The following is a 25,914-nucleotide window of genomic DNA, read 5'->3' on the forward strand; positions in this document are numbered from 1 at the left end:
GGGGCGGCCTTTTTCATGGGCAGATTTGTATTTTGTCATATTTTTGTAGCATTTCCTGCTCGGGCAATTGTAAAAGGACGAAATTGCTCGTGCGCGGGCCTGTCAGTCGGGGGGCTGCTCTGTGACATCATCGACTTGGACCAATTTTTTGGCACGCACATTTGTGCCTATTGTTGCGCTCTTATCGACCATTGGCCTCCATTACCTGGTCGCCAACATCTCGCTCCTGCCCGCATCGTGGGAAATTCCTGCATCACAAGCAGCGCAAACACTCGTTTGGCTGAGTGGGGCATATCTATTCAACCGACTGATCGTTTTGATCATTTGGCAGGGGTTCGTCACAAAAACGCTCGGTCGAAACCCACCCCGCCTGATCGTACAGCTCAGCGGCGTGGTGGTTTTCTTCCTGGCCCTATCGGGCATCCTCGCCAATGTTTACGATCAGTCCGTAACCGCCCTGTGGGCGACATCCGGCGCACTCGGCTTGATCATCGGCTTTGCTTTACGCAACCTGATCTTAGACACGTTTTCGGGGCTGGCAATCCATATGGAGCGGCCCTTCAAGGTCGGCGATTTCATCAACTGCCACACCCGCTTTGGCGAATATGTCGGACGCGTCGAAGAAACAAACTGGCGCACCACCCGGTTGTGGACCACATCGCGCACCATGGTGATCATCCCCAACAGCTTCCTCACCACGACCATTGTCACCAATTTCGACATGCCCGACTTGGTCGGACGCTTTCAAATCGATGTGGTCTTGGACTTTAGCGTCCCCACCGATAGGGCTTTGCGTATTCTGGGTGCAGCGCTTACGCAATCCATCGGTAATGCCGGACCGCTGGCCCACCCGGCACCCAAAGTACGCGCCAATGGCATATCGCCACACGGCATCGAATACCGTCTACGTTATTTCCTCAACCCCACAAAGGTCACCCCCAGCAAAGCCCGCAATACGATCATCGCCAACATCGCCTCGCACCTCAATCACGCAGGGCTGAGTTTGACGCCGCCGCGGCGCGATGTGTTCTTGGCGCGCATGCCGTGGCGCCAACGCAACTGGAACTACGACAAAGACCAGGTGCATCAACTCGGTCGCCTGTCGCTATTTTCATCCCTGGCCGAAGAAGACCTCATCTTTATCGCCGAACGCATGACCGTCAAATCCATGTCACGTGGAGATGTGGTGGTGCGCGAAGGCGAGATGGGGGATTCGATGTTCATTCTGGCCGAAGGTCTTCTTGAAGTGTTCATCGACCAAGACGACGGCAGCCGTTTGCAGGTTGCCGACCTCGGACCTGGGACGTTCTTTGGTGAAAAATCCATGCTCACCGGCGAAAAACGATCCGCCACCATCGTCTGCGCCGCGGACAGCGTGTTGTGCGAAATCACCAAGGCCAACATGTCGGAATTGATGGAAAGCAACCCAGAAGTGGCGCCGCTGCTCAGTCACGCCATCGCCGAACGCGAAATTCATAACATCGCGGTGCTCAGCGACACGGCCCAGGCCGACCTCAGCCTGCAAGTCGATGAAGCCGCTGGAGCTTTCTTAACCAAAATCCGCGCTTTCTTCGCGCGTGCATCGTAAGCCGAAATTTACACAACGAACGCACCCTCGCCATCGCCGCGAGGTTCATCTTGGTAATCGATGCTTTGCAGAAAACTTTTAAAGCCCATATCCGACTTGATGAAGACCGTCAATAAGAGCCCCGAAACTTCACGCAACAATTCGTCCAAATCAGCACCTTCGCGGCACTGATCCAAAAGTTGATTGAGCCGCTTCATGCCGTCGACATGCTCGTTTCGCTCCACCTCCATGTCCGGGTAGCCGAGATCCCGCATGATGGTTTCTTCTTCGTCGATGTGCCGCACGAACATGTCTCTCAGCTCAATGAGGACCGTGTGGAGTTCTGCCGCAGCGACCGAATTCCCGACTAAATCAACGCACTTGTTCACAAGTCCGACGAGTGCAGCATGCCCGGCATCGATTTGCCGGTGCCCGACCAGCATCGATTCGTTCAACGTCAAATGATCCATTCCCTGCTGCCCGCCCGCTTTACGTTTGCCCAAGGGGAATGTAACTCAAACCCATAAGTTGTACAAATTATTTTTGGATAATATAGGCGCAAAAAAGGCCACTCCCTGAGGAGTGGCCTTTTGAATGCGCTTCTGGCGCGAATTCCGTGTTCGGCGCGGTTAGCGCGAATAGAATTCGATAACCAGGTTCGGTTCCATCTGAACCGGGTACGGCACGTCTTCCAGCTTCGGGACGCGAACGAAGGAACCTTTGCCCTTTTTCACGTCGACGTCCATGTAATCGGGAATTTCGCGTTCGGACGAGTTCATCGCTTCGATGACCATCGGGATCACTTCGGAACCGCTTTTGATCTCGACCACGTCACCTTCCTTGACCATGTAGGACGGAATGTTGACGCGCTTGCCGTTGACCAGAACGTGGCCGTGGTTGACGAACTGACGGGACGCAAACACGGTCGGCACGAACTTCATGCGGTAGACCACGGCGTCCAGACGGCTTTCCAAAATACCGATCAGGTTCTCGGAGGTATCGCCTTTACGACGCACGGCTTCGGCGTAGTACTTGCGGAACTGCTTTTCGGAGATGTTGCCGTAGTAGCCCTTGAGCTTCTGTTTGGCCATCAACTGGGTGCCGTAATCGGTCGGCTTGGAACGGCGGCGACCGTGCTGGCCGGGGCCGTATTCACGGGCGTTGACCGGAGACTTGGGGCGACCCCAGAGGTTCACGCCCAAACGGCGGTTAATCTTGTATTTCGAGCGAATACGCTTCGACATGGTAAATCTACCTTATTTTTCAGTACGTTGTTTGTTGTTCCAGTAGTCCCAGTCAGCCCCCGAAAGGAGGGTTGAAGGGCGGGAAGACTGCCAACGAAGGGCACCATCCACATTCCCGGAAAGCTCTAAAGCGCGCACTATACGCACAAAAGTACTGAACGCAAGGGTTTTTAAGGCGATTTCGGGTGTATCAACCAGGGCATGAAACCGGGTTGAGCGGTATCCTAAAGTTCGAGTTCGCTGTCCCAATACAGATAATCGAGCCAGCTGTGATGCATATCCGAAGGCGGCAGGCGGCGCGCCACCTGATTGAGCCTGCGGATCGATGGCTCCAGGGCATCTTGGATCAGCGGCATACCCGCTTCTTCGGGTGTATGATTGGCCTTTTTCAAGTTGCACGGCGAACATGCCGCGACAACGTTCGACCATTCGGTCAAGCCCCCCCGCGAACGCGGCATGACGTGATCAAAGGTCAATTCGCGCGCCGAAAAAGCATGGCCGCAATATTGACAGGTGAAATCGTCGCGCAGGTAGATGTTGTAACGGGTAAACGCGGGTCGGCCGTTGAAGGTGACGTAGCGTTTCAACGCCACCACTGACGGCACCTTGAATTCGAGGCTGGGAGAGCGCACCACCTTGTCGTAACTCTCGACCAGATTGACCCGTTCCATGAACAGCGCCGAAACCGCATCCTTCCACGACCACAACGACAGGGGATGGTAAGACAGGGGACGATAGTCGGCGTTAAGCACCAAGGTTTGCAAGCCGCTCATGCGCCCACCTCCGCCGAAAATTCACGCACAAAAAAGCCCGCGAAAACGCGGGCGGCGGCAATTATGCTGGTGGGAGTCGAAGGCCGATGAGAGACCACGGTCCGTGCCGAAATCGGTTCATGGCCCGAAAACGACGATTGAGACCTGCCCACGAGGGAGCAGGCTTGCTTGATCGGCGAAATGCGGTGAGGCGAATTCACAAAACGTCTCCTGATGCGTCCCCTAACGATACTCTATATGGTTTCCGTTACCAAAACTTTACACCAAATACGGTTTTACCACCGTTTTTTTTCATGCCTTGAGATCCTCTTCCGGATCTGGGTCAGGGGCTTGAGGGTCTTCGTCTTCCCGCATAACCCATTCCAATACCAAGGGATAAATGGTTCTGGGTGGAATCATGTGAACCAAGGTGGCGATACCGACCAGCACCAAACACCCCGGCAAAATGGGCACGAACAGAAAGCTCCAACCAGGATCGGACAAGAAAATCACCACCGGATCTGCGCCCGCGGGTGGATGGGTGATACGCAACATCGCCATCAATGCGATGGCCGCGCCAACGGCCAACGAAATCGCCCACCATTCCGGCGGTAAAAAGCCCCGCAATGCGATCGACAAGGCGCTCGCGGCCAAATGCCCGCCAATCACGTTCACGGGCTGCGACAGCGGACTTTTGGGCACGGAAAACAGCAACACGCACGACGCGCCAAACGGCGCGATCAAAAACGGTTGATGGCTCAATTCGCCAAACAGACCGACAGCGCCCAACCCAATAGCCGCGCCAAAGCCAGACTTTAGCCAGCATATGGCCGAATTTCCGGGTTGGTGGCGATGTATAAAACGTTTCACCATACCACAGCCTTCAAATCTAATTCCCACCACATGGATAAAACCGAAGCCTCAAAAAGGCAATTGCCTTGCACGAATTTGGCTTTGCTTTCATTTTGAGAACATGAGCGACCTTCAAACGCCAATTCGTTCGGAAAATCTCCCCGTGGTGACCCGTTTCGCCCCCAGCCCCACGGGTTTTCTGCATCTGGGCCACGCCTATGCGGCGTTGTTCGCCTACCGTGCCGCCAAGGGCCCAAACCTTGATGGTTCGGGGCGTTTCATCTTGCGCATCGAAGACATTGATGCCGGGCGCTGCCGTCCAGAATTCGAAACCGCCATTTATGAAGATCTGGCCTGGCTGGGCTTGGAATGGGAACAGCCCGTGCGTCGCCAATCGGACAATTTGGCGGATTTCGAAAGCGCCCTCGACCGCTTGAACCGTATGGGGCTTTTGTATCCCTGTTTTTGCACCCGCGCCGATATCAAGGCTGAAATCGAAGCGGCGAACGGCGCACCGCATCTGGTTGCCTCCGGGCCCGACGGCCCCATCTACCCCGGCACCTGCCTGATGCTGAGCGACGCAGAACGCAAGGCCCGCGCCGACAGCGGCACGCCGTTCGCCCTCCGCCTGGATATGGCGCGTGCCATCCAAGCGGCGGGTGCACTGCATTGGATCGACGCCGTTCAAGGCCGGGTGTCGGCGCGGCCGGAGATTTTTGGCGACGTGGTGCTGGCGCGCAAGGACATCCCGACCAGTTATCACCTTTCCGTCACCATCGACGATCACCTGCAAGGGGTAACCTTGGTCACGCGCGGCGAAGACTTGTTTCCCGCCACCCATATCCACCGCTTGCTGCAAAAGCTGCTCGGTCTCGACACTCCGGCTTATCATCACCACGGATTGTTGGTCGCAGCCGATGGACGGCGCTTGGCCAAACGCGATAAAGCCGAAACCATCCGTGACTTACGCCAAAACGGCTACAGCCCCTCGGATGTTCGGCGCATGGCCGGTTTTCCTTAACGCACGGACTTCATGCTTATTTCCTTAGATTACAGGCGATGTGCAGATTCGGCTTGCGAATTCAGGGGCTTTGCCCTTTATTAAGAGTGGGGTGCGACAAAGTATGACTAAACATTAGGCCTTCGCCAAAAGGCCAAAGCTTCGTGGTATGGAAAGATCTCGCAATCTGACCTTACCGTTTAATCCAAGGGAACTCCTGGAAAGAAGATTCTATAGCAATGAAAACCTGTCTCATTGTTGATGATTCCAAGGTCATTCGCATGGTCGCCCGCAAGATATTGCAGGAACTGGAATTCGCAACCGAGGAAGCCGCGGACGGCCAACAAGCATTGGACGCCTGCATGGCGAAAATGCCTGAAGCCGTTCTGCTTGATTGGAACATGCCCGTCATGGACGGCATCACCTTTCTGCGTGAGCTGCGCAAAGCCCCCGGCGGCGACAAGCCCATCGTGGTCTTTTGCACGACGGAAAATGATCTCGATCACATCCAAGAAGCTATGACCGCTGGCGCGAACGAGTACATCATGAAACCGTTCGATTCCGACATTATTCAGGCCAAGTTCCAGCAAGTGGGCTTGATCTAACTGCCTGCCACGGAGTACTCGACGTGAGCCCCGAAGATTTTGAGTTCATCAGCACGCTGATCAAAGGCCGTTCCGGCCTGGTGCTGACACCCGACAAAGCGTACCTGCTGGAAAGCCGGTTGATGCCGGTCGCGCGCAAGCACGGTCTGAAAGGTCTTGAAGACCTGATCGGTCACTTGCGCTCGCGCAAGGAAGAAGCTTTGATCGTTGAAGTCACCGAAGCGATGACAACCAACGAATCGTTCTTCTTTCGCGATGTTAAGCCGTTCGACTTGCTGCGCGACGAAGTGCTGCCGCCGATTCTCGAAAAGCGACAGGCGCAGAAGCATCTGCGCATCTGGTGCGCGGCCGCCTCGTCCGGCCAGGAACCTTATTCCATCGCCATCATTCTCAAAGAGTTGGGCGTAAAACTGGCCGGTTGGAAAATCGATATCGTGGGCACCGATATTTCCCACGATATCCTCAAAAAAGCCGCAGGCGGGATGTATTCGCAGTTTGAAGTACAGCGCGGAATGCCCATCCAACTGCTGCTGAAATATTTCGACAAAAAAGATGAGACCTGGGAAATCAAACCCGAAATCAAGACCATGGTTCAGTACAAGTACTGGAACCTTCTTGACGATCTAAAACAACTTGGCGGCTTTGACATCGTGTTTTGCCGAAACGTGTTGATCTATTTCGATGCGGAAACCAAGGGCAAGGTTTTGGATAACATTTCCCGGCTGATGCCCAAAGACGGCATGCTTTTCCTCGGCGGCGCAGAAACCGTCCTGGGCGTGACCGATAAATTCAAACCTGTCCAAGGACAGAGAGGTGTCTACGCCCTATCTTAGGGGTGTGGAAACAGTTGACGCATAGAGATTGAGTGCCATGTCCGACGACAAAAAATACCGTCTTGTGACCCGTGCAGACTTCGATGGCGTAGTCGCAGGGGGCCTGCTGATCGAGTTGGGCCTCATTGACGACGTTGTGTTTGCCGAACCCAAAGCCATGCAAGATGGCTTGGTGCAGATCACGGCAAACGACATCACCACCAACCTGCCCTACGTGGAAGGCGTGCATCTGTGTTTCGATCACCACATCAGTGAAACGGAACGCGTCGGCAAGCGCGACAACCACATCATCGAGGCCGATGCGCCGTCGGCGGCCCGCGTGGTTTACAATTATTTCGGCGGTAAAGACAAATTCCCGGCCATTCCCGACGACCTGATGGACGCCGTCGATCGGGCCGACAGCGCGCAGTTCACCGAAGAGGACATCCTCGCCCCGGAACCGTGGACGCTCCTGAACTACATCTTGGACCCGCGCACCGGGCTGTCGCGTTTTGAAGATTTCGAGATTAGCCACGAACAGCTGATGAAAGACATGATGGTGTATGTACGCCATCACCCCGTAGAAGAAATCCTCGCCATTCCCGATGTCGAGGAACGCACCCATCTGTACCTCGAACACGAAGAAAAGTTCGAGCTTCAGCTGCGTGCTTGCAGCACGGTTCAAGACAACGTCGTGGTTGTTGATTTGCGCAATGAAAAAACGGTCTATGCCGGCAATCGCTTCACGATCTACGCCCTTTTCCCTGAGTGTAACGTCTCGATCCAGTTGACCAACACGTCGGACGGCACAAAAACCATTATGGCGGTCGGTAAATCGATCCTGAACCGCACCAATCCGGTGAACATCGGCTCGGTGATGTTGGAATACGGCGGCGGCGGCCATGCCAATGCTGGTACCTGCCAAATCGAAACCGGGCGGGCCGAGACGGTTCTCAAGGAACTTGTGAACCGCCTGAACTGACCCCAGCGACGGCGCGAAACAGTCTAACCATCAAAAAAAGCGGTGCCCCTGGCCCCGCTTTTTTACGTCGTTTTTACGCCATCAGGCAGGCGTTACAGCGTACCCTTAATGGTGTAAGTCAACAGACGAACCACCTGCTCAGGCGTTTCGGCCACTGCCAGCGCCGCGGCATCGACTTCCTTCAGCGCGTGTGTCAGTTCCCGATCATGCAACGTGATCATCGGCGTCCCGATGGCGGCGGCGTAACCGGCATCGAAAGCGGCATTCCATTGGCGGTACTTATCGCCAAAACGCACCACCACGATATCGGCTTCTTCAAGCAACACCCGGGTGCGCAACGCATTCACCTTGGCCCCCTTGTGATCGGTCCAAAATCCTGTTGCCTCGACACCTAAGATCTCAACGCCACATTTATCGGAAACATCGTGATCGGTGACCGCCGAAACGAACTCCACAGGCAACCCGGCCTCTTCGGCGCCTTGGGCGATACGCTCGCGCCAATCGCTATGAATTTCGCCCGACAGGTAGATGGTCCAGATACGGTTCGACATCATGTTCTCACTTTTCTCATATTATATGTACTTAGGGGCTTGCTTGGCAGCGACTCTGCGGTGGCCCATGACACTTGTCAATCCGCCTCAGCTATGAGAGGGTTTAGCATTCTTAGGGGCGATTTGAGAACCACATCCAGGCATGAAGATCAGCGTCAAAAAAGCTCAAAATGGGGTGTACGCCATTTCGTTCGACGACACCACCCACACGCTGACCACGCGTGAACTCAAAGTCTTGCTGATGGAGTCTGTGAAATCTCTCACGCCCGGCGCCATTTCAACCGTCAGCCCCATCGATGAAGCCCGCGACCTGGCCGAACGCCTGAAAGCCGGCAACGACACGGGGCTGCAAAAACTGATCATGAGCGTCACGGACGACGACATCTTGGTGTTTCTCAAAAGCACCGAAAACGACACCCTTTTGCATGCCAAGCTGTTCGACAACATGAGTGAACGCAAACACAAGATGTTGTCGGAGGATCTGGAATACCGTTTCACCGACGGTATCGACGACGAACAATTGGGCGCTGCGGTGATTCGCTTGATCGAGGTCACCAACCAGCTGCAAAACGACGGCGTGTTGGAAATCAACGCCTAAGCCTTTTGCCCCCATCCCCGCATCCGGGGGCCCAAACGCAAAAAAGCCAAGACCCCCAAAATCGACCACCTCGAGAAAACTCGGGATCGGTCCATTTTGAGGGTCTTTTGGGGCTGTACGCCAAGCCGGATAAATCCGACCGAGAGCACAAGGAGAAACCGCTAGGCGGCTTCGAAATCGTTGCTCGGTTTCGGCAAAGCCGTCGATGCAACCGCCCGTTTCTTATCTTTCGATACCTTCACATACGCACGTGCACAGTGCGCCTCGCAATAGGGCTTGTCCTGCGCGGCAGGCTTGCCGCAAAAGTGAAATTCCGGGGTGCCGGGTTCACCTTCGGGCCAGCAGCACATGGCCGCCGTCAACTCTTCCAACCGAACCACATCGCCGGACGGTACAGAGGATGCGACTGGCGTCGGCGCAACGATCTTTTTGGGTTTTTTCGGCTGAGCCGTGGTCGCCGCGGTTTGGCGAATCGGCGACTGGCGCTTTTTCAGCCCCAAACGGTGCACTTTGCCAACCACAGCGTTTTTGGTCACGCCGAGACGGCGGCCGATCTCGCTGGTGGGCAGCCCCTCTTCCCACAGGGCGATCAAAACCTTAATACGTTCAGGCGTCCATTCCTCGACACTCATCAATCTACTCCGATTATCCTTGGCTCATGCGCTCTGGTGATGCCCTGAGCGCCATTGCAAGCCGAAACCCCTTGTTATTTTCGGTCGCGGCTCATCAGTGCCGCTGAGGGCATAATAACAACATTGAGGAAGAATGCACCTATGAAGACACAATATCTTGTGGATAAGTTCGCCACTGTGCGTTGAGAAGCGACGGGTGTTTCGCACGTGCGAAATATGTATTCGCACTGCAGCACGTGACCGCTATACTTATTGCCTTTGGCGGCCGCTATGGGGAGATACGCGGCCCATTCGAAAAGGGCAGAGGACCTGGGGATATGAACGACAAGCCAACCCTGACACAATGGGATGCTTTAGCAACGAAAGAATTAAAGGGCGCAGGCCCCGAAGAACTGATCTGGGAAACGCCGGAAGGCATCGCGGTCAAACCGCTTTATACGGCTGAAGATCTGGAAGGGATCGAGCAGGTCAACTCCCTGCCCGGCTTCGATCCGTTCATGCGCGGACCGCGCGCCACCATGTACGCCGGTCGTCCGTGGACGATCCGTCAATACGCGGGCTTTTCCACCGCGGAAGAATCCAACAAGTTTTATCGCGCCAATCTCAAGGCCGGCCAAAAAGGCCTGTCGGTGGCGTTCGATCTGGCCACCCATCGCGGCTACGATTCTGATCACCCGCGCGTCAGCGGCGACGTCGGCAAGGCCGGCGTGGCGATCGACAGCGTCGAAGACATGAAAATCCTATTCGACGGCATTCCGTTGGACGAGATGAGCGTCTCCATGACCATGAACGGTGCCGTGCTGCCGGTGCTGGCGGGCTACATCGTCGCGGCCGAAGAGCAAGGCGTCGATCAGTCCAAGCTGTCGGGCACCATCCAGAACGACATTCTCAAAGAGTTCATGGTGCGCAACACCTATATCTATCCGCCCGAACCAAGCATGCGGATCGTGTCCGACATCATCGGCTACACCTCCCAGCACATGCCGCGCTACAACTCGATCTCGATTTCCGGCTATCACATGCAAGAAGCCGGGGCGACCTGCGTGCAGGAATTGGCCTACACCATCGCCGACGGCATCGAATACGTGCGCACCGCCATTGCGTCGGGCATGGACGTCGACAGCTTTGCACCGCGCTTGTCGTTCTTTTTCGCCATCGGCATAAACTTCTTCATGGAAGTCGCCAAACTGCGCGCCGCACGCGTGCTGTGGGCGGAACTGATGGAACAGTTCAATCCGAAAAACCCGCAATCGAAAATGCTCCGCACCCACTGCCAGACATCGGGCGTGTCGCTGACGGCAAAGGACCCTTACAACAACGTCATCCGCACCACGGTCGAGGCCATGGCGGCGGTGTTGGGCGGCACGCAAAGCCTGCACACCAACTCGCTGGACGAAGCGCTGGCCTTGCCGACGCCGTTTTCCGCGCGCATCGCGCGCAACACCCAGTTGGTTCTGCAGGAAGAAACCGGCATCACCAAGGTCGTCGATCCGCTGGCCGGCAGCTTTTATGTCGAAAGCCTCACCAACGCGGTCGCCGTTGAGGCCCGCAAACTGATCAAAGAGGTCGAAGACGTCGGCGGCATGACCAAGGCGGTGCAGACCGGCCTGCCGAAAATGCGCATTGAAGAAGCCGCCGCGCGCAAACAGGCGCGCATCGACAGCTTGGAAGAAGTCGTGGTCGGCGTGAACAAGTACACGCTGGACAAGGAAGACCCGATCGATTTGTTGGAGGTCGACAACTCAGCGGTGCGCGACGCCCAGATCAAACGCCTGGGCGACATCCGCGCCAGCCGCAACCAAGGTGCTGTCGACGGTGCGTTGCAAGCTTTGCGCGATGCAGCTAAATCCGGTGACGGCAACCTGTTGGATCTCGCCATCAAGGCCACCCGCGTGCGCGCCACGGTGGGGGAAATTTCCGACGCCTTGGAAGACGTCTACACCCGCTACCAAGCCACGACCCACACCATCACCGGCGTGTACGGCGCAGCGTTGAAAAGCGATGACGCCTACGCCCAAGCCCACGATGAGGTCGAAGCCTTCGCCACTGAACGCGGTCGTCGCCCGCGCATGTTGGTGGTGAAGATGGGCCAGGACGGCCACGATCGCGGCGCGAAAGTGATCTCCACCGCGTTCGCCGATTTGGGCTTCGAGGTCGATGTCGGCGCGCTGTTCCAAACGCCGGCCGAGGCCGCCCAGGAAGCGGTCGAAAACGACGTCCACGCCATCGGCGTATCCACCCAAGCAGGCGGCCACAAGACCTTGGTGCCGGAACTGATCGATGAGCTCAAGAAGCGCGACGCCGACGACATCGTCATCATCGTCGGCGGCGTGGTGCCGGAACGCGATCATCCGTTCTTGGTCGATGCTGGCGTCGCCGCCGTGTTCGAACCCGGCACCCACATCCCCACTGCCGCGCGCAAAGTGCTCGACTGCATCAAGGCCACGCGCAAAACGGTATAGTCCCGCACGTCCTCTTAAAGAAAACGGCGCTTCATCACGAAGCGCCGTTTTACGTTTTAGGCCACGTCTTCAACCCCTTCTCCACCGTGCGGCCGACCACGTAGCCACCGACGCCGAGTTTGAGCAGGTCCCACATGTCGGGGGGAATTTCGGCGGCGGGGGTGTTGAATATTGGCACCACGACATAGTTGTTGGCGATGATCACGCCGAACAGCACCATCAGCAGCGGTCGCCAATTGCGTTGCAGCCAGCTTTCGCCCTGGGCTTCGGCGACGATGATGCTCGCCGCCGCTTCCAGTTCCTTCATGTTGCCAGACAGCGCCAGTTCATTGAGCCGCGCCTTAATCTGGGCGGCTTGGTCCTTGTCTTCGACCGCCTTGTCGACGACGCCGAGCAACCCCGTCAGCAACGGGGCGATGATTGCGGGAAACATGGCATTCTCCTTTGTCCACGCGATTGCCTGAACGCGTTATTCGATGTCGTTGTAAAACAGGTGACGCCCGATCTCCGCACATGCGGGACGGCCGCGCGACCACGGCGGGCTGGCTTGTTCGGTGTGGTAGTGGGTCGCGCCACGGGTCGGATCTTCGAGACAACCCGACACCGCGCGGCGCGCGATGCGCAAACAAGTATCGAACACCCGGTGGCCGGGTTCGATCCGTTCGATCTTTTCGCGGTTGGGGTCGTTTTCGTTCCAGCATGAAAACTGCCACGGCTTGAGACACACCTTCTCGACCGTATCGCCCCACCAATAACCGCCCCGGGCCTTGGCGCGTTTGACGCGGTTCATGACGACACAGGCTACTGCCTCCTTACCCCGCACGGGTTCGCCGCGTGCCTCGCCATAGATGGTGCGTGCCAACACATCAACATCGCGTTTGCGCTGGGCGTGCAGATCGTTGTCCCGTTTCATGGTTTTGGTGTCGAAGAGTTTTTCGGGCGCGTTCATTTCACACCTCCGACGCGCGCCGCGCGGGTGATATCGAGCTTTTCTTCGATGCGGATGAGATGACCGGTGAGACGTTCTTCGACGTCGCGCAAATACGAGATCGAGGCGTAGCTTTTCGCCACGTCCAATTTGTAGGCGTCGAGATTTTCGCGCAGGTGCGCCAAGCCCACGTCGGCTGCGTGACGGACTTCATCGATGTCGTCGAGCGCGGCGCGGTGATTGCGCCAACCGATCCAAAACAGGCCCGCCAACGCGGGCAATTCAACGGCGGTGACCCACCAAATCAGATCCAGGCCCGATGCAGTTTGCATGTGGGTCTCCTTTGTTTTTATGTGTTGTGATTGCAAAGAAAAACCCCCGTCGAATAACGGGGGCTGAATAACGGGGGCGCGCAGCCGGATTTCGGGCCTGCGAGAGCGTTTAGAGTTCGAAGCTGGTTTTCGCCGCGAACGCCCGACCGCCGCCGGCCCAGCTTGGCCGTATCGTTTTTTGCTGTGCATTGGGATTGCGCGGCAGCCGCACGGGTTCGGCCAACAAGCACCCCGCGACCGCATCCAACCCATCGTCGGGTGCTTTGCAACCGGGGCGCCATTCACGCATTTCCGTGATGAACGGCGTTTCCTTGACCCGTTCGTGCACATGAATGCGCCCCGCCGCCAGCGGCGCGTCGAACGCTTCGAGGATGCGGCGATCCTTGGCGACGCTGGAAGACTTTTCCAGCACCGCGCACGCCACCCCTTGGCTGTCCAGTTCCCGGCGCAACAGGCTGGGGAGAAACTTGCCGATGCCATTGGTTTCCAGCGTCACGGACGGCAGGTGCAGATCGTTGACAAACTCGACCGCCATGCGGCACAGCTGCTCGGCCTCCGACACCTCCGCCACCAATGATGGATCATGGGTCATATACTTGATGCGGTGCAGCCAATAGCGGCCATCTTCGGATGTGTAGACACACGCGATGACCGATCGGTCGCCGCGCTCTGGCGCGCCAAAACTGGGATCCCACCATGCACTGGCCGACACCAGCTTTTGCGCGCCAAGACTGAGCACCGCCTCGCCGTTCATTTCCGCATAGCTCAATTCGTCCCCGTAAGGGATCAAGAGGTCCGCATCCAATCGCCCTTCGGCGATATCGACGGCCTGCAATAGCATTTGGCTGCGGAACTTGTTGGGACCCGTGCGTCTGCGGATGGCTTCGATCTTCTTAGTCGGAAAACGCTCCGGCCACCTGGAACGCCCCTGGGCGTCATAGATGGGAATTTCCAAGCGCTTGAAGCCATCGAGGTAAGGCTGGTCTTCACCCACATCGCGACGCGCGACCTTAGCATAGATGGTGTAGAAAGTGTGCGGCGTGCCGACGTAAAGCTGCAAGCCGCCGGGCACCAAGACATAGTCGATCTCGTCCAAACGCTCGCGCAAATCTTCGCGCTTTTGCGCCGTGTCCGAGGTGTTGGGCACTTCGACGTCGTCGCAAATCACCACGTCGGCACGCGATCCGGTGATGTTGGCGATGATGCCCTTGGCCAACATCGATGGGTCGCGCAGTTCGCTGTCGCGGTTGACGGTGAACTGATCCGACGCCCATTGATCGCGGCTTTTGGGTTTGAGGCCCGCGCACATGGGATGGCGTTCGATGATGCGTTTGACGTTGCGCGTCATTTTTCGCGCCAACGACAAATCCGCCGCCAACACCATGATGCGCAGGCTTGGATCACGGGCCAAAAGCCAGGCACAAAAAAGGCCGACCAAAGTCGACTTGCCCGAATTGCGAAACGCCATCAAAAGCAGTTCGCGATCTTTTCCGTTCCAACTTTTTTCCAGCCACGCCGAGATGTTTTTGTGATGACGTGGGGTGGTTAGGTTTTGGTCCTTGTTCCAGATGGCGACAAATTCAGCGAAGTCCGGGGGAGGACCGAGTTCTTCCATCCTTCAGCTTCCTCAATGAGGTTGATATCATCGTAGTGATCAATGCATTTATCTGGTTACGGTTTTAATTCGCCGATCATTATGATCGCGACAGCAACCCTGCACCTTGGAACTGTCACCCATTTTGGCGGTAGGTTTTCGGACACACCCCTAAGCCTTGTACTCAGTGACCGTGATCGAGCTTGCAACAACGCCGCCAAACATGCCAGTCGGCATACCGTTTGAGCTGTTGAAATAGGTCGTTGCACCACCGGCTTCACCGGCGCGAAACTTGAATATGATCTCCGACGTTCCACCTGCAGCCATAATGTGCTTGAACGTAAAAGGGTTCATAGAACCCGCACTGCTCATCTGCCCCGCCGCGAGCGCATCCGCGACAGCATCTCTGAATAGCGCTCCCACAAAAGTTCCGCCCGCCGTGGTGTGACCAAGGAATGCCACCACTTCGACAACAAGAGTGTTGGCTGCATCCGTCGGTGTGATGGCGAGCTGCATGTATTCGTCGCCCTCGGTGTTCTGCGGGATGGTGTTATCGGCGGGAATAGCATTTACGCCTGACGCAACCGCACCGGTCTGCAGGCTCACCATCTGCATAACCTTACTCGGCGCCAGATTGGCGACCTCCTGTGCCGAGACTTTCTTCGGTTTTCCGTTGTCTGACGTGTCGCCAATCAACACAACATCATCAGGCGCAACCGTTACGGTGGCTTGGCCGCTTACGAGACTATCGCCAGCCTTCGCAGCAGTAACCGCACCATCGGCAATTACGGACGTCGTGACTTGAGTTGTCGACATTATATCAATCTCCGGGTTCTAAGTTTTGATCCGACGGCGTGTCGGGATGGCGTTGCGCCAGAACACTGATTTTCTGGGCAACGGCGGCGAGGTTGGTGGCCTCTTGGAGCCCTTGAACCGAAACTCGGTTCAAGAGCTCCAAGACCACCTGTGCTTCTTGGCGGCTCAACATCACAGGTCTGCCGTCACCGCCGCGATGAACGCGTCGCGTGCCGTCGCCAATGCGGCTGGTACGGCCTCATCGTCGCCGATCCGCATCGAAGTCCCGTTTTTGAACGAAATGTCGACGAGTGCGCCGCCCGTTTCCGGGTCCGTCACAGCGCTATAGACTTGTACCTGTTTGACGTCGTCGAGATCAGGCGTAAGCGCGTCGGCTGCAGCGATCAAATCGTCGCGGGCCGTTTCGGACGCCGTCGAAAATCCACTTTCCTTACGCTGAACTTTCTTGATTGTACCGTCGACGGATGCCCACTCGGACGTTGCCTCGATTTTAGATTTGGTGGCGATGCCACCCCAAAAAGTGATAGCCATTTTGTATTCTCCTTACGTGTGTTTAAGTGATGAGGTTATGCCGCGCCGAGCGTCGTGATCGTGCCCGACGAGCCGCGATACTTGAGAGCGCCCGCCTCGACATAGAGAAGCCCGCCGCTTACTGCGGTGACTGTAGGGGGGGATTGATTGGGAAAGTAGATGAGGCCAGTACCGCCATATCCTTCACCGATGCCGAGTATATGGTTCCCACCGTCCCGTGATTTGAAACTGTGATAACCCGCCGTTCCTTTGATTGTGTAATCGAGGGAGTTATTCGCGTCGGTCCCTTGAACTGAGATACGAGCGGAGGTCGCGGTCGCTGCCCCTGCTACCTGTAGGTAATTCACGGCACCTGTTACGGGCGCAACCTTAAACGCTGTACAACTAGCAGAGCTAATTGCAGTCCCACCGGAACCTTGGTCAGAAAGCCACAACAATACATTGGCGTCAGAGCCTACTGATTGATACAGCGGGTTGCCGCCTGTAGCGGCTCCGCTGATCTGCGGATAATTAACCGCAGACGCCACCGGATTGAGCCTAAACTGCGTAGTATCGCCCTGGCCATAGAACTGGAAACCGCCCGCGCCTTTGGAGTACATCAAAGCCCAAGCGTTCGCTTCGGCACTATTAACGCGCTGTGCAACACCGCTCGCCGTAGCGCCACCATTCACTTGAAAGTGACTAACAGCAGAAGCAAGAGGGGCTACAATGAATTGAAGCGTGCCACTGCCATAGAACGAGTGGGAGCCAGCCCCTTTAGCATTGTGTTGGTGGGTAAGGGTTGCATCACTACCATCGACACTCCACACAGGGTTTCCCGCCGTGGGAGAGCCAGTTACGGAAGGATAGTTAATCGCCGATGCGGTATGCGTTAGCTGAAACTGCCTATTCGTCGTGCTGTTTGTGTAAAAGTATTGAGAGCCCGCCCCCTTGGTCGTAGTGGCAGAGCTAACCGTCGCGTCACTCCCGCCCCACGTAAGGATTGGCCAGCCGCCCGTGGGGCCACCCTGCAAGGAACCGTAATTCACGGCGCTCGCGACATCATTCACAATAAACTGTGCGCCGCCAGAGGTGATAAACTGGTGTTGCCCGGCTGTCATATAGCTGACGCCGGTCCCCTTCGTAGAAAAGGCGCGATGGATATTCGCGTCGGAGCCGACAGCCGTATCGACCAAACCCGAACCCGTTACCGAGCCATAGAGTTGAGAGTAGTTAACCGCACTTGCGACACTTGCCACGCAATGTTGAATTGCCGCGCCGTTACCGCGAAAGTAAATTCCGGTCGCCCCCTTGCTGTCGATATACATACTAATATTAGGGTCGGAGCCCTCGACCGCGACAACGGGGGGCGCGCCGGTCGAATTGCCGTAAACTTGGACATAGTTCACGGCGGCGGACGAAATCGTGTTTACTTGGAACTGTAACGAATTCGTCGACAGCCAATCAGAGTAGAAATTGTGGGTTCCGGCTCCTTTAGTGCCGTGGCTTATGCTAACGGTAGCCGATGCGCCTTGCGCACCGTTGCCGACGGTGCCGCTTGCGCCACCCGTCGCGTATACAAAATCGATGGCGGCCGCTGTCTTGCCGACCTTAAAATCCTCATCGCAAACGAATGTATATCCTGTGCCCGCGTTTCGAACACGTGCCGCGATACCCGTCGAGCCCGCCGCGACGTTAATGTCGGCGGCGGCGAGACCGTTCGAGCCTGTAAACGCCGCGCCGCCCGTTTGCTGGATATATAACCCCGCATGATTGCCCGATTGGATGCCCCACAGCGACAATGCGGTCCCCGCCGTTGTGGCTTTCACGTTGACGGTGAAATCACCATTCGAACCAAGCATCGCCGCTCCAGATCCGACCACGTTGGTCGCAAAGTCGGTGATGCCGTAACCCGCTACCGTCGACGGGGTGCCGGTGATTTTCGACCAATTGAGATCGGATATTTTCGCGTCGGCGATCGAACCATCAGCCGGCACATACGTTGACGACGCCGCGCCATACACCACCTCGACCTTGGTGCCCATAGGCGGGGCCGTGGTGAAGGAAAGAGCATTGCCCAAAATCGTGTAGTTGGTTTTCGATTGATAGACACCATCCCAAAACACTTGGGTGTTGGCGACCTGCCCAGGTTCCGCGGACAAGGTGAAATCGCTTGTTGCACCATCGCCGGTGAAGGTCTCGACCTTCCAATCCATGAACGCTTGCAGCGTCGCCAGCGACAAGCTGTCGGGCGAACTGAGCGCAACGCCGCCGATGCTGTCGAAGCTCAGTATCCGGCCTGCACGTGACGCCGTATCCGGCAAGGTCATGTTCGATGCACCGTCGGATGTGGGCAATTGAACGGACCGGCTTTGATCGTCCGCGACCTGTTGCAAGGCGGCCGTCAAATAATCCAATTCGTCGTTGATCACTTTGGATCGAAATGCACCCGATTCTTGAAAATCACTGGTGCGCTCAATGGGCAGACGCCGCACCAGCACAACCGGAACTTGATCGCCTGGGGCCACCGCGAATTCAACTGTACCGCCTGCGACTTGTTCGGTCCTCAGCACTGTATAATCGGTGCTCAGGGTCTGCAGCGCGCCATCTACGTACACTTCCAAGTCGGTGTCCTTAAACACCGCGAATTGAAAACCGAAGGTCTTTTTCACACCGTCCCCACGGTCTATGACGCGCGGCGATATATCCCCAATTTTAATGTGGTCCGCCATTGGTAACTCCTTTTAGACAGTCGTAATAAACCTGGGATCAGTCCCAGTTTTTGAGTTGCTGTACGTAGCCGTTGCCGCCGAACAGAAAATCTTCCGTGGCGTTTCGGCGGCGCGTGAGCGAATTGGCTTGGTTTTGCGCGAAACTGTTTTCCAGACGGGCGCGCTGTACATCGTATTCAGCGCCTCGATCCACCAAGTCCTCCACCGCCTTTTCATGCATGCCATCCAAGACCGCACCGGACGATCCATCAGCGGCATTGATGCCCTGTGCGGCGAACTTTGCGCGTTGCGTCGCCGAAGCCTTGCGCAACGCATCTTGACGTTGTTTCGCTTCAATCGCCTGCCTGCGCGCCAAGTCGTTCATGCGCAACTGACTGTCTTGCGCGGCGCGCTGGTTTTGGCGTTTGGCATCCATATCGGATTTCACGAATGACGCGCCCGTCAGCACAAGGGGGGTGATTCCGCCCATGAGATTTCTCCTGTGAATGATGTGTTAAAAAAACCGTTAGCCGTTGAGGCTGATTTCACTGACGACCGACAGCAACACAAAGGGCAGCGGGGTATCTTGTTCGATACGCCACAGCGGCGCGATGCCGCCTTGACGCCAGCCGAACGCCCGCACCGTCTTGTCGCCCGTGAACGGAGGCGTCGCCTCATCCCAGGCCGCCAGGCCGAAACGCTTGAACGGAACGTCCTGCAATCCAGTTCCAACATCCAGGCGCAGCGACGCGGTATTGCGCACGCGAAAGGTGAATGAGATCGGTCGCAAATGACCGCCCTGGCTGCCCGCTTGCGCAGACGCGATGGTGGGCGGCAACGGTTCCACGATGTGAGCATAAGGCAATCCGATTTCAACGGATGAAACCGGGGCTTCCAACGTCACCGCACCGCCCGTGACGACATAGTTGCCCAACGGCGCACCGTCGCCGACCACCGTCACGGTTCGCCCTTCCAGGTGCGTGAGGTCGCTCCACGTCGCCTTTGGCGTTGGTTGGGCATCACCGTCGATCGTGCCTTTGAGGCCGGAGTCGACGTTGTAGGCGTCGTCCAAGGTTTCGATGAAATATGCGTTTGCGCGTTTCACCATGACAAAGACGTCCGTTCCGACCAGCGCCACGGACAAAAACGTTCCGTCCGTGACTTGGCGCGACCATGCGGTCACCTTCTCGCGTCGAAACAACGTCAACGAGGCAATCGTGCCATCCGACATCACGATGTGTAGATGTCGCCGAGTCTTGTCGAAATCCTGATCCAAGGGGGTTTTGACCATGTGCCGTGCCAGCAGCGCCAGATCACCCGCCTGGTAAGCCTGTTCCAAATCGGTGAACAAAAACTCGCGCAATTCGTCGCCGGTGCGTGAAACGAACAACGTCGCGCCATCCACATCGCATGGCGGCACCGTGCGGTCGATGGGCGAACCCACGCGGGTCTGGCGCTTCAATTGGATCGAGCTTGGCGTCAGCGGGTCGCCGCTCACCATCCACTCGGCGCCCGACGTGAACACCTGCAAGTGACGCCCGGAAAACACTGCGCGCACGGCGTTGACCTGATCGGATAAAATGGCGAAGTCGATCGCCTCATCATCCAAGCCAGTGCCCAGGTCGAAATTGAACAGGTCGGCGGACTTCGACATCCACAACCGGTTGGGTGCGTCGCGCGACCCACCGATGACCAAGCGGTCCTGATGGAAACACACCGACACGGGCCAGCCGCGAATGTTGGAAAATGCCTGTTCGGTCCAGTCCTTGGTTGCCACGGTGGTGGTTAAGGTCGACTTGACCATCGCCGTGGCATGGGTCGCGTCGGTGATCGCCGTGATCTCCAGTTCCTTGCCTTCGATGCGAAACCGCTTGCCGACATGATCGGCCACGAAGACATCGGCGGATGCCGTCACCGTAATGGAACCGGATGTGGCGCTCGCCTGCAAAGTTACCTCATCGTTGGCAAACTTGTGATAGGGCTGGTGGATCTCCGAGTCCTTCTCGAAGAAGGCCCAATCCGCAATCGACCACGTGCCGTCCTTGTCGCGGGTGAGTTTTTTGGGCGGCACGTCGGGATGGGTGATGAGCAGCGTATCCGCGCTCTGCACCCAATTGATGCCTTTCACCTGCGCCAACGTCCACGGTGCGGGCGTGATGGTGGTGAGTATCGTCCCGTCTTGGTAGACATCCACTTGGCCCTCGCGAAACACCAACAGGTAAACCTGTTCGGTGTTGAATTCGAACGCCACCAAGCGCCCTTCGCCCGGCGCCGTGTCGACAAAGCGCAAGCCCGCACGGCGGTAGATGCCGCCGGTCGGCATGACGAATATATTGGTGAGGTTGCCCGCGCCGTTGTCGTACGCGGTCAGATCGCCGCGCCCGGCCAATTCCAGCGACACCTCGCCGGCGGTGAAACTTGTTTTGTAGGTGTACATCCGTGCCATCAGTTGCGCACCCCGACCAAGGTGTAGTCTTCCACCGCATGCGGCGTGTCCTGCATGGCGTCGATCGTCTTGGCGCGCTTGAACTCGTTTTCGGCGATTTTCTGCAACGCCTCGGAACGGCTGGTGCTGTCGGTCAACGGGATGCAGAATTCCGCCGCCAAACGTGCGATCAGCACTTGATCGAAGAACGGCGGAAATTCACTTTCCAGCGGGCGGAAGATATACGTCAGCACCACTTCGGAAGCGTTGGTGTGCAGTCGTCGTTCATGAATGCGATAATCCAGACCGTGACCGCGCCCCGCACCGGCGGACAATGCGCGCAAGAAGTCTGCGGGCAATTGATAAGCGTAGGTGTAGTCCGCGACGGGCACCGCCACGAGCTGCGGCAACGACACCTGCCCGGTGGCGAACGACCAGGCGTTGGACGACAACAGCGCATCGCGAATGGGTTCATATAGGTTGCCCGCGACTTCGGCCTCGGCGGAACCCTCGTCGAACGAGGTGATCGTCCGACACCCGGTCTTCAAAAGCGCGCGCGAACACAGCGCAATGGAACTCAATGCCATAACGTTCTCCTTGGGTTATTTTTTTTGAAATTTCGGTGTCGGTCGCGAAGACGCGGCCCAAAAAAAATCAGCCCGTGACGGGCCGATGAGAGACATAACTTGTCAGTTCATGTGCGGCGCGATACCTTCGCGCCATGATTGATGTGATGCGCCGCATATTTTCCGTTCTGCTGCTCACCTTGCCCCTGAGCCCCGCCGCATCTGCGGACGACGCTCAGGACAAGCAGGTCGAGCTCGGCGTCAAGGCCTACGACGACGGCGACTACCAACGCGCCAAGGACATCTTGCTGCCGCTGGCCGAAGCGGGCATTGCGCAAGCGATGCACATCATCGGCCGCATGCACGACGGCACCGACGTCTTTCCCAACGATCCCAAACTCGAATGCGACTGGTACCAACGCGCCGCCGACAAAGGCTTGGCAAAGTCCATGTACAATCTGAGCCTCTGTTACGACTACATAGGCGGGCGAGAGAAAAACCGTGAACGCGAACTTTATTGGCGGACCAAAGCCGCTGAACATGGCCTAATTCAAGCCATGGTCAATCTGGCAGCCGAGGACAAGACCCATGGCGAAGAATACCGCCTCTGGATGAATAGAGCGGTTGAACATGGCAGTAAATATGCCATGCTGCGTTTGTGGCAAGTGGGTTACGAGGATGATGTTCCAAACATCCGTATCCGGGATATCACCTGTACATATATCCGCATCCTGATTTTCGACGAAGATATCACGGCTTGCGATGGCCTCAGATAAGCTTCATTTCTTTGGCTTACCTTGATCCTTCTTATTACCGCGCTGCCCTAACGCCCAATCCATGCCCAGGCCGGATAAGCCTTCGCTCACCGCTTCGCCCAACACGATCGCGTTGTCGTAAACGGGATCCAGGAGATTGCTCTTCTTCACCTTCATATACGCCTTAAATGCAGCCGCGTTGATTTTCGTTATCAAGCCCGGTGTCAGGTTCAAAGCCGCATGACCGTAGGCATAAGCAATTTGCTTTTTCCTCGACACGTCCTCCAAGGCCAACGTCCGCGAAACCCGACCCGCCGCTTCAAGCGGGGCAGCGGGCAGACCGCCGACAAACGCCAAGCCCTCGCCAAGGCCTTGGCTCACCTGAATTCCCGGCCTCGCAATACTATTGCGCATTATACTTTTGAATGTTCTGTATCCAGTGTCGGACGACCTCATCGGCACGCTTTTGCTGACTGGGAAACATCTCCTTGAAAGCTGCCTCTTTACCTTTGCGAGCCGTTTCTTGCAGCGGGCCGTTCGGCAAATAGTGTTCGGCAAGCGCATACATTAACCGCTTTTGTCGAAAATCATCCGGCTCGACCGATTTGGCTAAAGCCAGAAAAGCCTCGCCATCGCCACGCATGGCCTTATGAAAAGTTGGCCAATGATCAGGGTTATAATCAGAACTATCCAGCCAAAATCTTCCGTAGTTTAATTCTGACTTTTCAATGGGTACGCGTTCAATGCCAAACAAGTCACCGTATCGATCCAAAGTGTATTCGACCATACCCTCGTATATCTGATCCTTGCGGTTGCACTGATCACCCAGCACAAGCTCATATGGGGCAGAAAGTCTATTTTTTCGTGCTTCGCCATATTTACGAGTACCCAGATGCGTAATCATCATGATGCCCACTTTGGGTTCGTGAGAGGAAACATAGCGCTGAAAGCTGTCCTCAAGAGGACCCACAAACGAAACACCTCCCTTCCTGAGTTGGAGGTCAAAGGATACCGTGCAATCGGCAACTTCATATTTTGGAGTGAACTCCAAGGCGATGTAGCGAAGTCGCTCTTCCGAATAGATGGGCCCATCGTCATTCGAATTGGGGGTGCTAATGAATTTAATCACGCCCGCAGCAAGGCACACGAACCCAACAATCGCAAATCCATATTTATGTATTTTTGATATCTTTCGCACGCCCACACCCATGCACAGCTTATGATTTAGTCGCCTATTCTTGCTCTAGGTAGCATAAAGCAACGTCGGTTCATCAATCATGATGGCGATTGCACAAGATATTATTGTCACCACAACCAACAGTGCGTGAACGCCTGCCCGCCGAGCGTTCCGACCGATCAATTCCACGAATACCACTATTGCGTTCATGAAAAACAACGCGACCACGCCAACAAAGGGCAATAGGACTAGGGCCGTAAAGGCTGTATGTGTATAAACAGCATCTGCCACGAAACTACGGTGAACAATGCTCATGCCGATTAGGAAAACACACAGAACGACAGTGAGCCACCTAATGAATTTCTTTGCACCCATGTCACACTCTCTCTGTGGCAATTCGACAAGCTTGAAGTTGGCACCGATATCTAAGTTACTAGTTCCGTCCTCTAACATTACCTCCTATCGCATATGGAGCAACGTCTTTGATAAGGTGACCCGATCCCTTATTCAAATATTCGAGCCACCGCTCAAAATCCTCTATATTCTCTGGCATCTGCGCCGGAACTTCGTAATTATATGTCCCAGCATATCGTGAGTCGGTTACCACTTTTCCGGTGTCACCATCAAAGACCACCTCGCGTCCATCTGGGTGACCATATTTTTTCTCAGGTTGACCAACATTGTTTTGGTGAAAAACGGACTGTTCGTCTGGATATTTTTCGAAGCCCATTTTGATGGCTTCATCTTCTGTGCTTGGCAAGGGGCTATTTAATCTCGCCCTATCCTCGAAGTGCCAAGATGTTAGGTCGTGGTATGTCTCATCAATCAAGTTTCTCGGGTTAGCTGACACACTTACCTTATGTGTATGCAGTTCATTTTGATATTTCTGTCTAATGGCCTGTGCCATTCGTCCATATGGTGCCGACGCTGCATCGACATACGTCGTTTGATCCGCTGCCGCCATGGCTTCCTCGCTCCGGTCAGAGGGATCGACAGTGCCGGTCGTGGGAAGCCCCAGGTCTTTCTGTAAGGCCTTGATGCCCACCACCGTCGGCGTATTGATCCAGCCGGTGGCGTTGAGCACGTTCATGTGGCCACTTGCAACCAGCGCGCCTTGCAGCACCGCCACGTCTTCAGGATCATTAAGGCCGTACTGACCGACGCTGCCCATCAGTTCCATACCTGTATTTTGCCTTTCCGACACAGGTGTTGTGCCTTTAAGGGACGCTGACGCTTTCGATACCATCGACTGCTCGCCTACGTCGGAGGCCTTTTGGTCGGCGGTTCTGCCCAACAGGCCGTCTTTGGGCGTCGTCGTCGCAGACGCCCTGCCGCCGATCAGATCATTGGCCCAGTTGTCGGTGAACGTCACACCGTTCTTGGAGAAATAGCCGGACCGGGGGGCAGACTGGGGGGCGGATTTGGTTTGCGCCAACTCCTTCATCCGTTCCGCCGCCCGCGCCGTGCGCTGGTGAGCCTTGGCAACATCAGCCATGCGTTGGCGATGTTCTTTTTGGGTCTTTTGCGCATCCGCCATGAAAGTGGCATTTAAGTCGTCGAGTGCGTTCGGAGCGACGTAATCTTGCTGACCGGGCGACAACAATCCAGGGAAGTTTTCGGCGGATTTACGGGTCGTGAAACCGGAGCCGTCAACAGGGTTTCCAAAGTGTGCGTCGTAATTTCCGGTCGGGCTATAGCCTCCACGGCCGGGACCATAGTATCCCCCGCGCAAGAACGGCTTCGTGCGATCTTTTCCTTTCAGGCCATACTTTTCGGCCGGGGCTTCGGCATTGCGCTTATCGTATTGGCTGTGGGGGCCTTGTGCCGTTCCGTTGAAGATACTTCTCACGTCTTCCGCCAAGTTGCCGAAGAAATTGAAACCTTTTTTGTTTTGCCCATCGTCCTTCGTCTTTGGCGCGGGGGCGGGTTTGTCGTTCTTCACCGCGTCAGGATCGACTGCGGGCGTTGCCTTGGGGGCGGACGTTTCCTCACCCAACAAGCCGGAATTCCAGTCCTGGGCGTCTTCGTCTTCCGGCGCGTTGG

28 protein-coding genes are annotated in these 25,914 nt (G+C 56.3%); 8 read left to right on the forward strand and 20 right to left on the reverse strand.

Annotated elements, in window-relative coordinates; genetic code table 11:
- The first annotated feature begins 148 nt into the window (after positions 1 to 148).
- Positions 149 to 1,588, forward strand: a complete 1,440-nt coding sequence (locus tag VIN96_RS02095; RefSeq protein ID WP_331893772.1) for a mechanosensitive ion channel family protein — start codon at positions 149 to 151, stop codon at positions 1,586 to 1,588.
- Between the two features lie 8 nt (positions 1,589 to 1,596).
- Here the strand turns inward: VIN96_RS02095 and VIN96_RS02100 are convergent, their stop codons facing one another.
- The 4 genes from VIN96_RS02100 to VIN96_RS02115 all read right to left on the reverse strand — a co-directional run bounded on the left by VIN96_RS02100 (position 1,597) and on the right by VIN96_RS02115 (position 4,436).
- Positions 1,597 to 2,070, reverse strand: a complete 474-nt coding sequence (locus VIN96_RS02100) for a hemerythrin domain-containing protein (protein ID WP_331893773.1) — start codon at positions 2,068 to 2,070, stop codon at positions 1,597 to 1,599.
- A 126-nt stretch (positions 2,071 to 2,196) separates the two neighbouring features.
- Complete coding sequence (rpsD, locus tag VIN96_RS02105; protein WP_331893774.1) at positions 2,197 to 2,811, reverse strand: 30S ribosomal protein S4; 615 nt, start codon at positions 2,809 to 2,811, stop codon at positions 2,197 to 2,199.
- Positions 2,812 to 3,035: 224 nt separating this feature from the next.
- On the reverse strand, positions 3,036 to 3,584 hold the full coding sequence (locus tag VIN96_RS02110; RefSeq protein ID WP_331893775.1) for an HNH endonuclease: 549 nt from the start codon (positions 3,582 to 3,584) through the stop codon (positions 3,036 to 3,038).
- A 291-nt stretch (positions 3,585 to 3,875) separates the two neighbouring features.
- The gene (locus VIN96_RS02115; RefSeq protein WP_422655642.1) at positions 3,876 to 4,436 is read right to left on the reverse strand and encodes an HPP family protein; all 561 of its coding nucleotides are present in this window, start codon (positions 4,434 to 4,436) and stop codon (positions 3,876 to 3,878) included.
- A 100-nt stretch (positions 4,437 to 4,536) separates the two neighbouring features.
- Between VIN96_RS02115 and gluQRS the strand changes: the two genes are divergently transcribed.
- The 4 genes from gluQRS (at position 4,537) to VIN96_RS02135 (ending at position 7,814) form a co-directional block, all read left to right on the forward strand.
- On the forward strand, positions 4,537 to 5,436 hold the full coding sequence (gene gluQRS / locus VIN96_RS02120; RefSeq protein WP_331893777.1) for a tRNA glutamyl-Q(34) synthetase GluQRS: 900 nt from the start codon (positions 4,537 to 4,539) through the stop codon (positions 5,434 to 5,436).
- Positions 5,437 to 5,654: 218 nt separating this feature from the next.
- On the forward strand, positions 5,655 to 6,020 hold the full coding sequence (locus VIN96_RS02125) for a response regulator (protein ID WP_331893778.1): 366 nt from the start codon (positions 5,655 to 5,657) through the stop codon (positions 6,018 to 6,020).
- A 23-nt stretch (positions 6,021 to 6,043) separates the two neighbouring features.
- The gene (locus VIN96_RS02130) at positions 6,044 to 6,853 is read left to right on the forward strand and encodes a protein-glutamate O-methyltransferase (protein ID WP_331893779.1); all 810 of its coding nucleotides are present in this window, start codon (positions 6,044 to 6,046) and stop codon (positions 6,851 to 6,853) included.
- A gap of 37 nt (positions 6,854 to 6,890) precedes the next feature.
- Positions 6,891 to 7,814 carry an exopolyphosphatase gene (locus VIN96_RS02135; RefSeq protein WP_331893780.1) on the forward strand — a complete coding sequence of 308 codons (924 nt, stop codon included), beginning with the start codon at positions 6,891 to 6,893 and terminating at the stop codon, positions 7,812 to 7,814.
- 92 nt (positions 7,815 to 7,906) lie between these two features.
- Here VIN96_RS02135 and VIN96_RS02140 read toward each other — a convergent pair whose 3' ends face one another.
- Positions 7,907 to 8,368, reverse strand: coding sequence for a YtoQ family protein (locus tag VIN96_RS02140; protein ID WP_331893781.1), 462 nt, complete (start codon positions 8,366 to 8,368; stop codon positions 7,907 to 7,909).
- A gap of 139 nt (positions 8,369 to 8,507) precedes the next feature.
- Here VIN96_RS02140 and VIN96_RS02145 point away from each other — a divergent pair, with 139 nt between their 5' ends.
- The gene (locus VIN96_RS02145; RefSeq protein ID WP_331893782.1) at positions 8,508 to 8,963 is read left to right on the forward strand and encodes a FliG C-terminal domain-containing protein; all 456 of its coding nucleotides are present in this window, start codon (positions 8,508 to 8,510) and stop codon (positions 8,961 to 8,963) included.
- Positions 8,964 to 9,124: 161 nt separating this feature from the next.
- On the opposite strand, the gene VIN96_RS02150 is transcribed toward VIN96_RS02145, so the two are convergent.
- On the reverse strand, positions 9,125 to 9,595 hold the full coding sequence (locus tag VIN96_RS02150) for a GcrA family cell cycle regulator (RefSeq protein ID WP_331893783.1): 471 nt from the start codon (positions 9,593 to 9,595) through the stop codon (positions 9,125 to 9,127).
- Between the two features lie 317 nt (positions 9,596 to 9,912).
- On the opposite strand from VIN96_RS02150, the gene scpA reads away from it, so the two are divergent.
- Positions 9,913 to 12,057 carry a methylmalonyl-CoA mutase gene (gene scpA, locus VIN96_RS02155; protein WP_331893784.1) on the forward strand — a complete coding sequence of 715 codons (2,145 nt, stop codon included), beginning with the start codon at positions 9,913 to 9,915 and terminating at the stop codon, positions 12,055 to 12,057.
- A 49-nt stretch (positions 12,058 to 12,106) separates the two neighbouring features.
- Here scpA and VIN96_RS02160 read toward each other — a convergent pair whose 3' ends face one another.
- The 11 genes from VIN96_RS02160 to VIN96_RS02210 all read right to left on the reverse strand — a co-directional run bounded on the left by VIN96_RS02160 (position 12,107) and on the right by VIN96_RS02210 (position 21,960).
- On the reverse strand, positions 12,107 to 12,490 hold the full coding sequence (locus tag VIN96_RS02160; protein WP_331893785.1) for a 3TM-type holin: 384 nt from the start codon (positions 12,488 to 12,490) through the stop codon (positions 12,107 to 12,109).
- Between the two features lie 36 nt (positions 12,491 to 12,526).
- Positions 12,527 to 13,006, reverse strand: coding sequence for a cell wall hydrolase (locus VIN96_RS02165; RefSeq protein ID WP_331893786.1), 480 nt, complete (start codon positions 13,004 to 13,006; stop codon positions 12,527 to 12,529).
- On the reverse strand, positions 13,003 to 13,317 hold the full coding sequence (locus VIN96_RS02170) for a hypothetical protein (RefSeq protein ID WP_331893787.1): 315 nt from the start codon (positions 13,315 to 13,317) through the stop codon (positions 13,003 to 13,005). The genes VIN96_RS02165 and VIN96_RS02170 overlap by 4 nt, the downstream gene beginning before the upstream one ends.
- A 109-nt stretch (positions 13,318 to 13,426) precedes the next feature.
- Positions 13,427 to 14,932: a phage terminase large subunit gene (gene terL / locus VIN96_RS02175; RefSeq protein ID WP_331893788.1), complete on the reverse strand. Its 1,506-nt coding sequence runs from the start codon at positions 14,930 to 14,932 to the stop codon at positions 13,427 to 13,429.
- A gap of 150 nt (positions 14,933 to 15,082) precedes the next feature.
- Positions 15,083 to 15,727, reverse strand: coding sequence for a hypothetical protein (locus tag VIN96_RS02180; RefSeq protein WP_331893789.1), 645 nt, complete (start codon positions 15,725 to 15,727; stop codon positions 15,083 to 15,085).
- Positions 15,728 to 15,731: 4 nt separating this feature from the next.
- Entirely contained in the window at positions 15,732 to 15,899 is a 168-nt protein-coding gene (locus VIN96_RS02185) for a hypothetical protein (protein ID WP_331893790.1), read from the reverse strand.
- The gene (locus VIN96_RS02190; RefSeq protein ID WP_331893791.1) at positions 15,899 to 16,258 is read right to left on the reverse strand and encodes a hypothetical protein; all 360 of its coding nucleotides are present in this window, start codon (positions 16,256 to 16,258) and stop codon (positions 15,899 to 15,901) included. The genes VIN96_RS02185 and VIN96_RS02190 overlap by 1 nt, the downstream gene beginning before the upstream one ends.
- Positions 16,259 to 16,293: 35 nt before the next feature.
- Positions 16,294 to 18,969, reverse strand: coding sequence for a hypothetical protein (locus VIN96_RS02195; RefSeq protein WP_331893792.1), 2,676 nt, complete (start codon positions 18,967 to 18,969; stop codon positions 16,294 to 16,296).
- A 37-nt stretch (positions 18,970 to 19,006) separates the two neighbouring features.
- Entirely contained in the window at positions 19,007 to 19,438 is a 432-nt protein-coding gene (locus VIN96_RS02200; protein ID WP_331893793.1) for a hypothetical protein, read from the reverse strand.
- 36 nt (positions 19,439 to 19,474) lie between these two features.
- Positions 19,475 to 21,394, reverse strand: a complete 1,920-nt coding sequence (locus tag VIN96_RS02205) for a hypothetical protein (protein WP_331893794.1) — start codon at positions 21,392 to 21,394, stop codon at positions 19,475 to 19,477.
- The gene (locus VIN96_RS02210; RefSeq protein WP_331893795.1) at positions 21,394 to 21,960 is read right to left on the reverse strand and encodes a hypothetical protein; all 567 of its coding nucleotides are present in this window, start codon (positions 21,958 to 21,960) and stop codon (positions 21,394 to 21,396) included. The genes VIN96_RS02205 and VIN96_RS02210 overlap by 1 nt, the downstream gene beginning before the upstream one ends.
- A 146-nt stretch (positions 21,961 to 22,106) precedes the next feature.
- On the opposite strand from VIN96_RS02210, the gene VIN96_RS02215 reads away from it, so the two are divergent.
- On the forward strand, positions 22,107 to 22,715 hold the full coding sequence (locus VIN96_RS02215; protein ID WP_331893796.1) for a tetratricopeptide repeat protein: 609 nt from the start codon (positions 22,107 to 22,109) through the stop codon (positions 22,713 to 22,715).
- A gap of 3 nt (positions 22,716 to 22,718) precedes the next feature.
- Here the strand turns inward: VIN96_RS02215 and VIN96_RS02220 are convergent, their stop codons facing one another.
- The 3 genes from VIN96_RS02220 to VIN96_RS02230 form a co-directional block, all read right to left on the reverse strand.
- Complete coding sequence (locus VIN96_RS02220) at positions 22,719 to 23,051, reverse strand: hypothetical protein (protein ID WP_331893797.1); 333 nt, start codon at positions 23,049 to 23,051, stop codon at positions 22,719 to 22,721.
- A 46-nt stretch (positions 23,052 to 23,097) separates the two neighbouring features.
- Positions 23,098 to 23,904 carry a hypothetical protein gene (locus tag VIN96_RS02225; protein WP_331893798.1) on the reverse strand — a complete coding sequence of 269 codons (807 nt, stop codon included), beginning with the start codon at positions 23,902 to 23,904 and terminating at the stop codon, positions 23,098 to 23,100.
- A gap of 400 nt (positions 23,905 to 24,304) precedes the next feature.
- On the reverse strand, positions 24,305 to 25,914 hold a 1,610-nt coding region (locus VIN96_RS02230; protein WP_331893799.1), incomplete at its 5' end, for a peptidoglycan-binding domain-containing protein.

The organism is Magnetovibrio sp., from assembly GCF_036568125.1.
Lineage (GTDB): Bacteria > Pseudomonadota > Alphaproteobacteria > Rhodospirillales > Magnetovibrionaceae > Magnetovibrio.

Bases quoted from the DNA above. Each gene is read 5' to 3' on its own strand.
- rpsD (WP_331893774.1), bottom strand. From the start codon at position 2,811: ATGTCGAAGCGTATTCGCTCGAAATACAAGATTAACCGCCGTTTGGGC.
- VIN96_RS02110 (WP_331893775.1), bottom strand. From the start codon at position 3,584: ATGAGCGGCTTGCAAACCTTGGTGCTTAACGCCGACTATCGTCCCCTG.
- VIN96_RS02115 (WP_422655642.1), bottom strand. From the start codon at position 4,436: ATGGTGAAACGTTTTATACATCGCCACCAACCCGGAAATTCGGCCATA.
- gluQRS (WP_331893777.1), top strand. From the start codon at position 4,537: ATGAGCGACCTTCAAACGCCAATTCGTTCGGAAAATCTCCCCGTGGTG.
- VIN96_RS02125 (WP_331893778.1), top strand. From the start codon at position 5,655: ATGAAAACCTGTCTCATTGTTGATGATTCCAAGGTCATTCGCATGGTC.
- VIN96_RS02135 (WP_331893780.1), top strand. From the start codon at position 6,891: ATGTCCGACGACAAAAAATACCGTCTTGTGACCCGTGCAGACTTCGAT.
- VIN96_RS02140 (WP_331893781.1), bottom strand. From the start codon at position 8,368: ATGATGTCGAACCGTATCTGGACCATCTACCTGTCGGGCGAAATTCAT.
- VIN96_RS02145 (WP_331893782.1), top strand. From the start codon at position 8,508: ATGAAGATCAGCGTCAAAAAAGCTCAAAATGGGGTGTACGCCATTTCG.
- VIN96_RS02150 (WP_331893783.1), bottom strand. From the start codon at position 9,595: ATGAGTGTCGAGGAATGGACGCCTGAACGTATTAAGGTTTTGATCGCC.
- scpA (WP_331893784.1), top strand. From the start codon at position 9,913: ATGAACGACAAGCCAACCCTGACACAATGGGATGCTTTAGCAACGAAA.
- VIN96_RS02160 (WP_331893785.1), bottom strand. From the start codon at position 12,490: ATGTTTCCCGCAATCATCGCCCCGTTGCTGACGGGGTTGCTCGGCGTC.
- VIN96_RS02165 (WP_331893786.1), bottom strand. From the start codon at position 13,006: ATGAACGCGCCCGAAAAACTCTTCGACACCAAAACCATGAAACGGGAC.
- VIN96_RS02170 (WP_331893787.1), bottom strand. From the start codon at position 13,317: ATGCAAACTGCATCGGGCCTGGATCTGATTTGGTGGGTCACCGCCGTT.
- terL (WP_331893788.1), bottom strand. From the start codon at position 14,932: ATGGAAGAACTCGGTCCTCCCCCGGACTTCGCTGAATTTGTCGCCATC.
- VIN96_RS02180 (WP_331893789.1), bottom strand. From the start codon at position 15,727: ATGTCGACAACTCAAGTCACGACGTCCGTAATTGCCGATGGTGCGGTT.
- VIN96_RS02185 (WP_331893790.1), bottom strand. From the start codon at position 15,899: ATGTTGAGCCGCCAAGAAGCACAGGTGGTCTTGGAGCTCTTGAACCGA.
- VIN96_RS02190 (WP_331893791.1), bottom strand. From the start codon at position 16,258: ATGGCTATCACTTTTTGGGGTGGCATCGCCACCAAATCTAAAATCGAG.
- VIN96_RS02195 (WP_331893792.1), bottom strand. From the start codon at position 18,969: ATGGCGGACCACATTAAAATTGGGGATATATCGCCGCGCGTCATAGAC.
- VIN96_RS02200 (WP_331893793.1), bottom strand. From the start codon at position 19,438: ATGGGCGGAATCACCCCCCTTGTGCTGACGGGCGCGTCATTCGTGAAA.
- VIN96_RS02205 (WP_331893794.1), bottom strand. From the start codon at position 21,394: ATGGCACGGATGTACACCTACAAAACAAGTTTCACCGCCGGCGAGGTG.
- VIN96_RS02210 (WP_331893795.1), bottom strand. From the start codon at position 21,960: ATGGCATTGAGTTCCATTGCGCTGTGTTCGCGCGCGCTTTTGAAGACC.
- VIN96_RS02215 (WP_331893796.1), top strand. From the start codon at position 22,107: ATGCGCCGCATATTTTCCGTTCTGCTGCTCACCTTGCCCCTGAGCCCC.
- VIN96_RS02225 (WP_331893798.1), bottom strand. From the start codon at position 23,904: ATGGGTGTGGGCGTGCGAAAGATATCAAAAATACATAAATATGGATTT.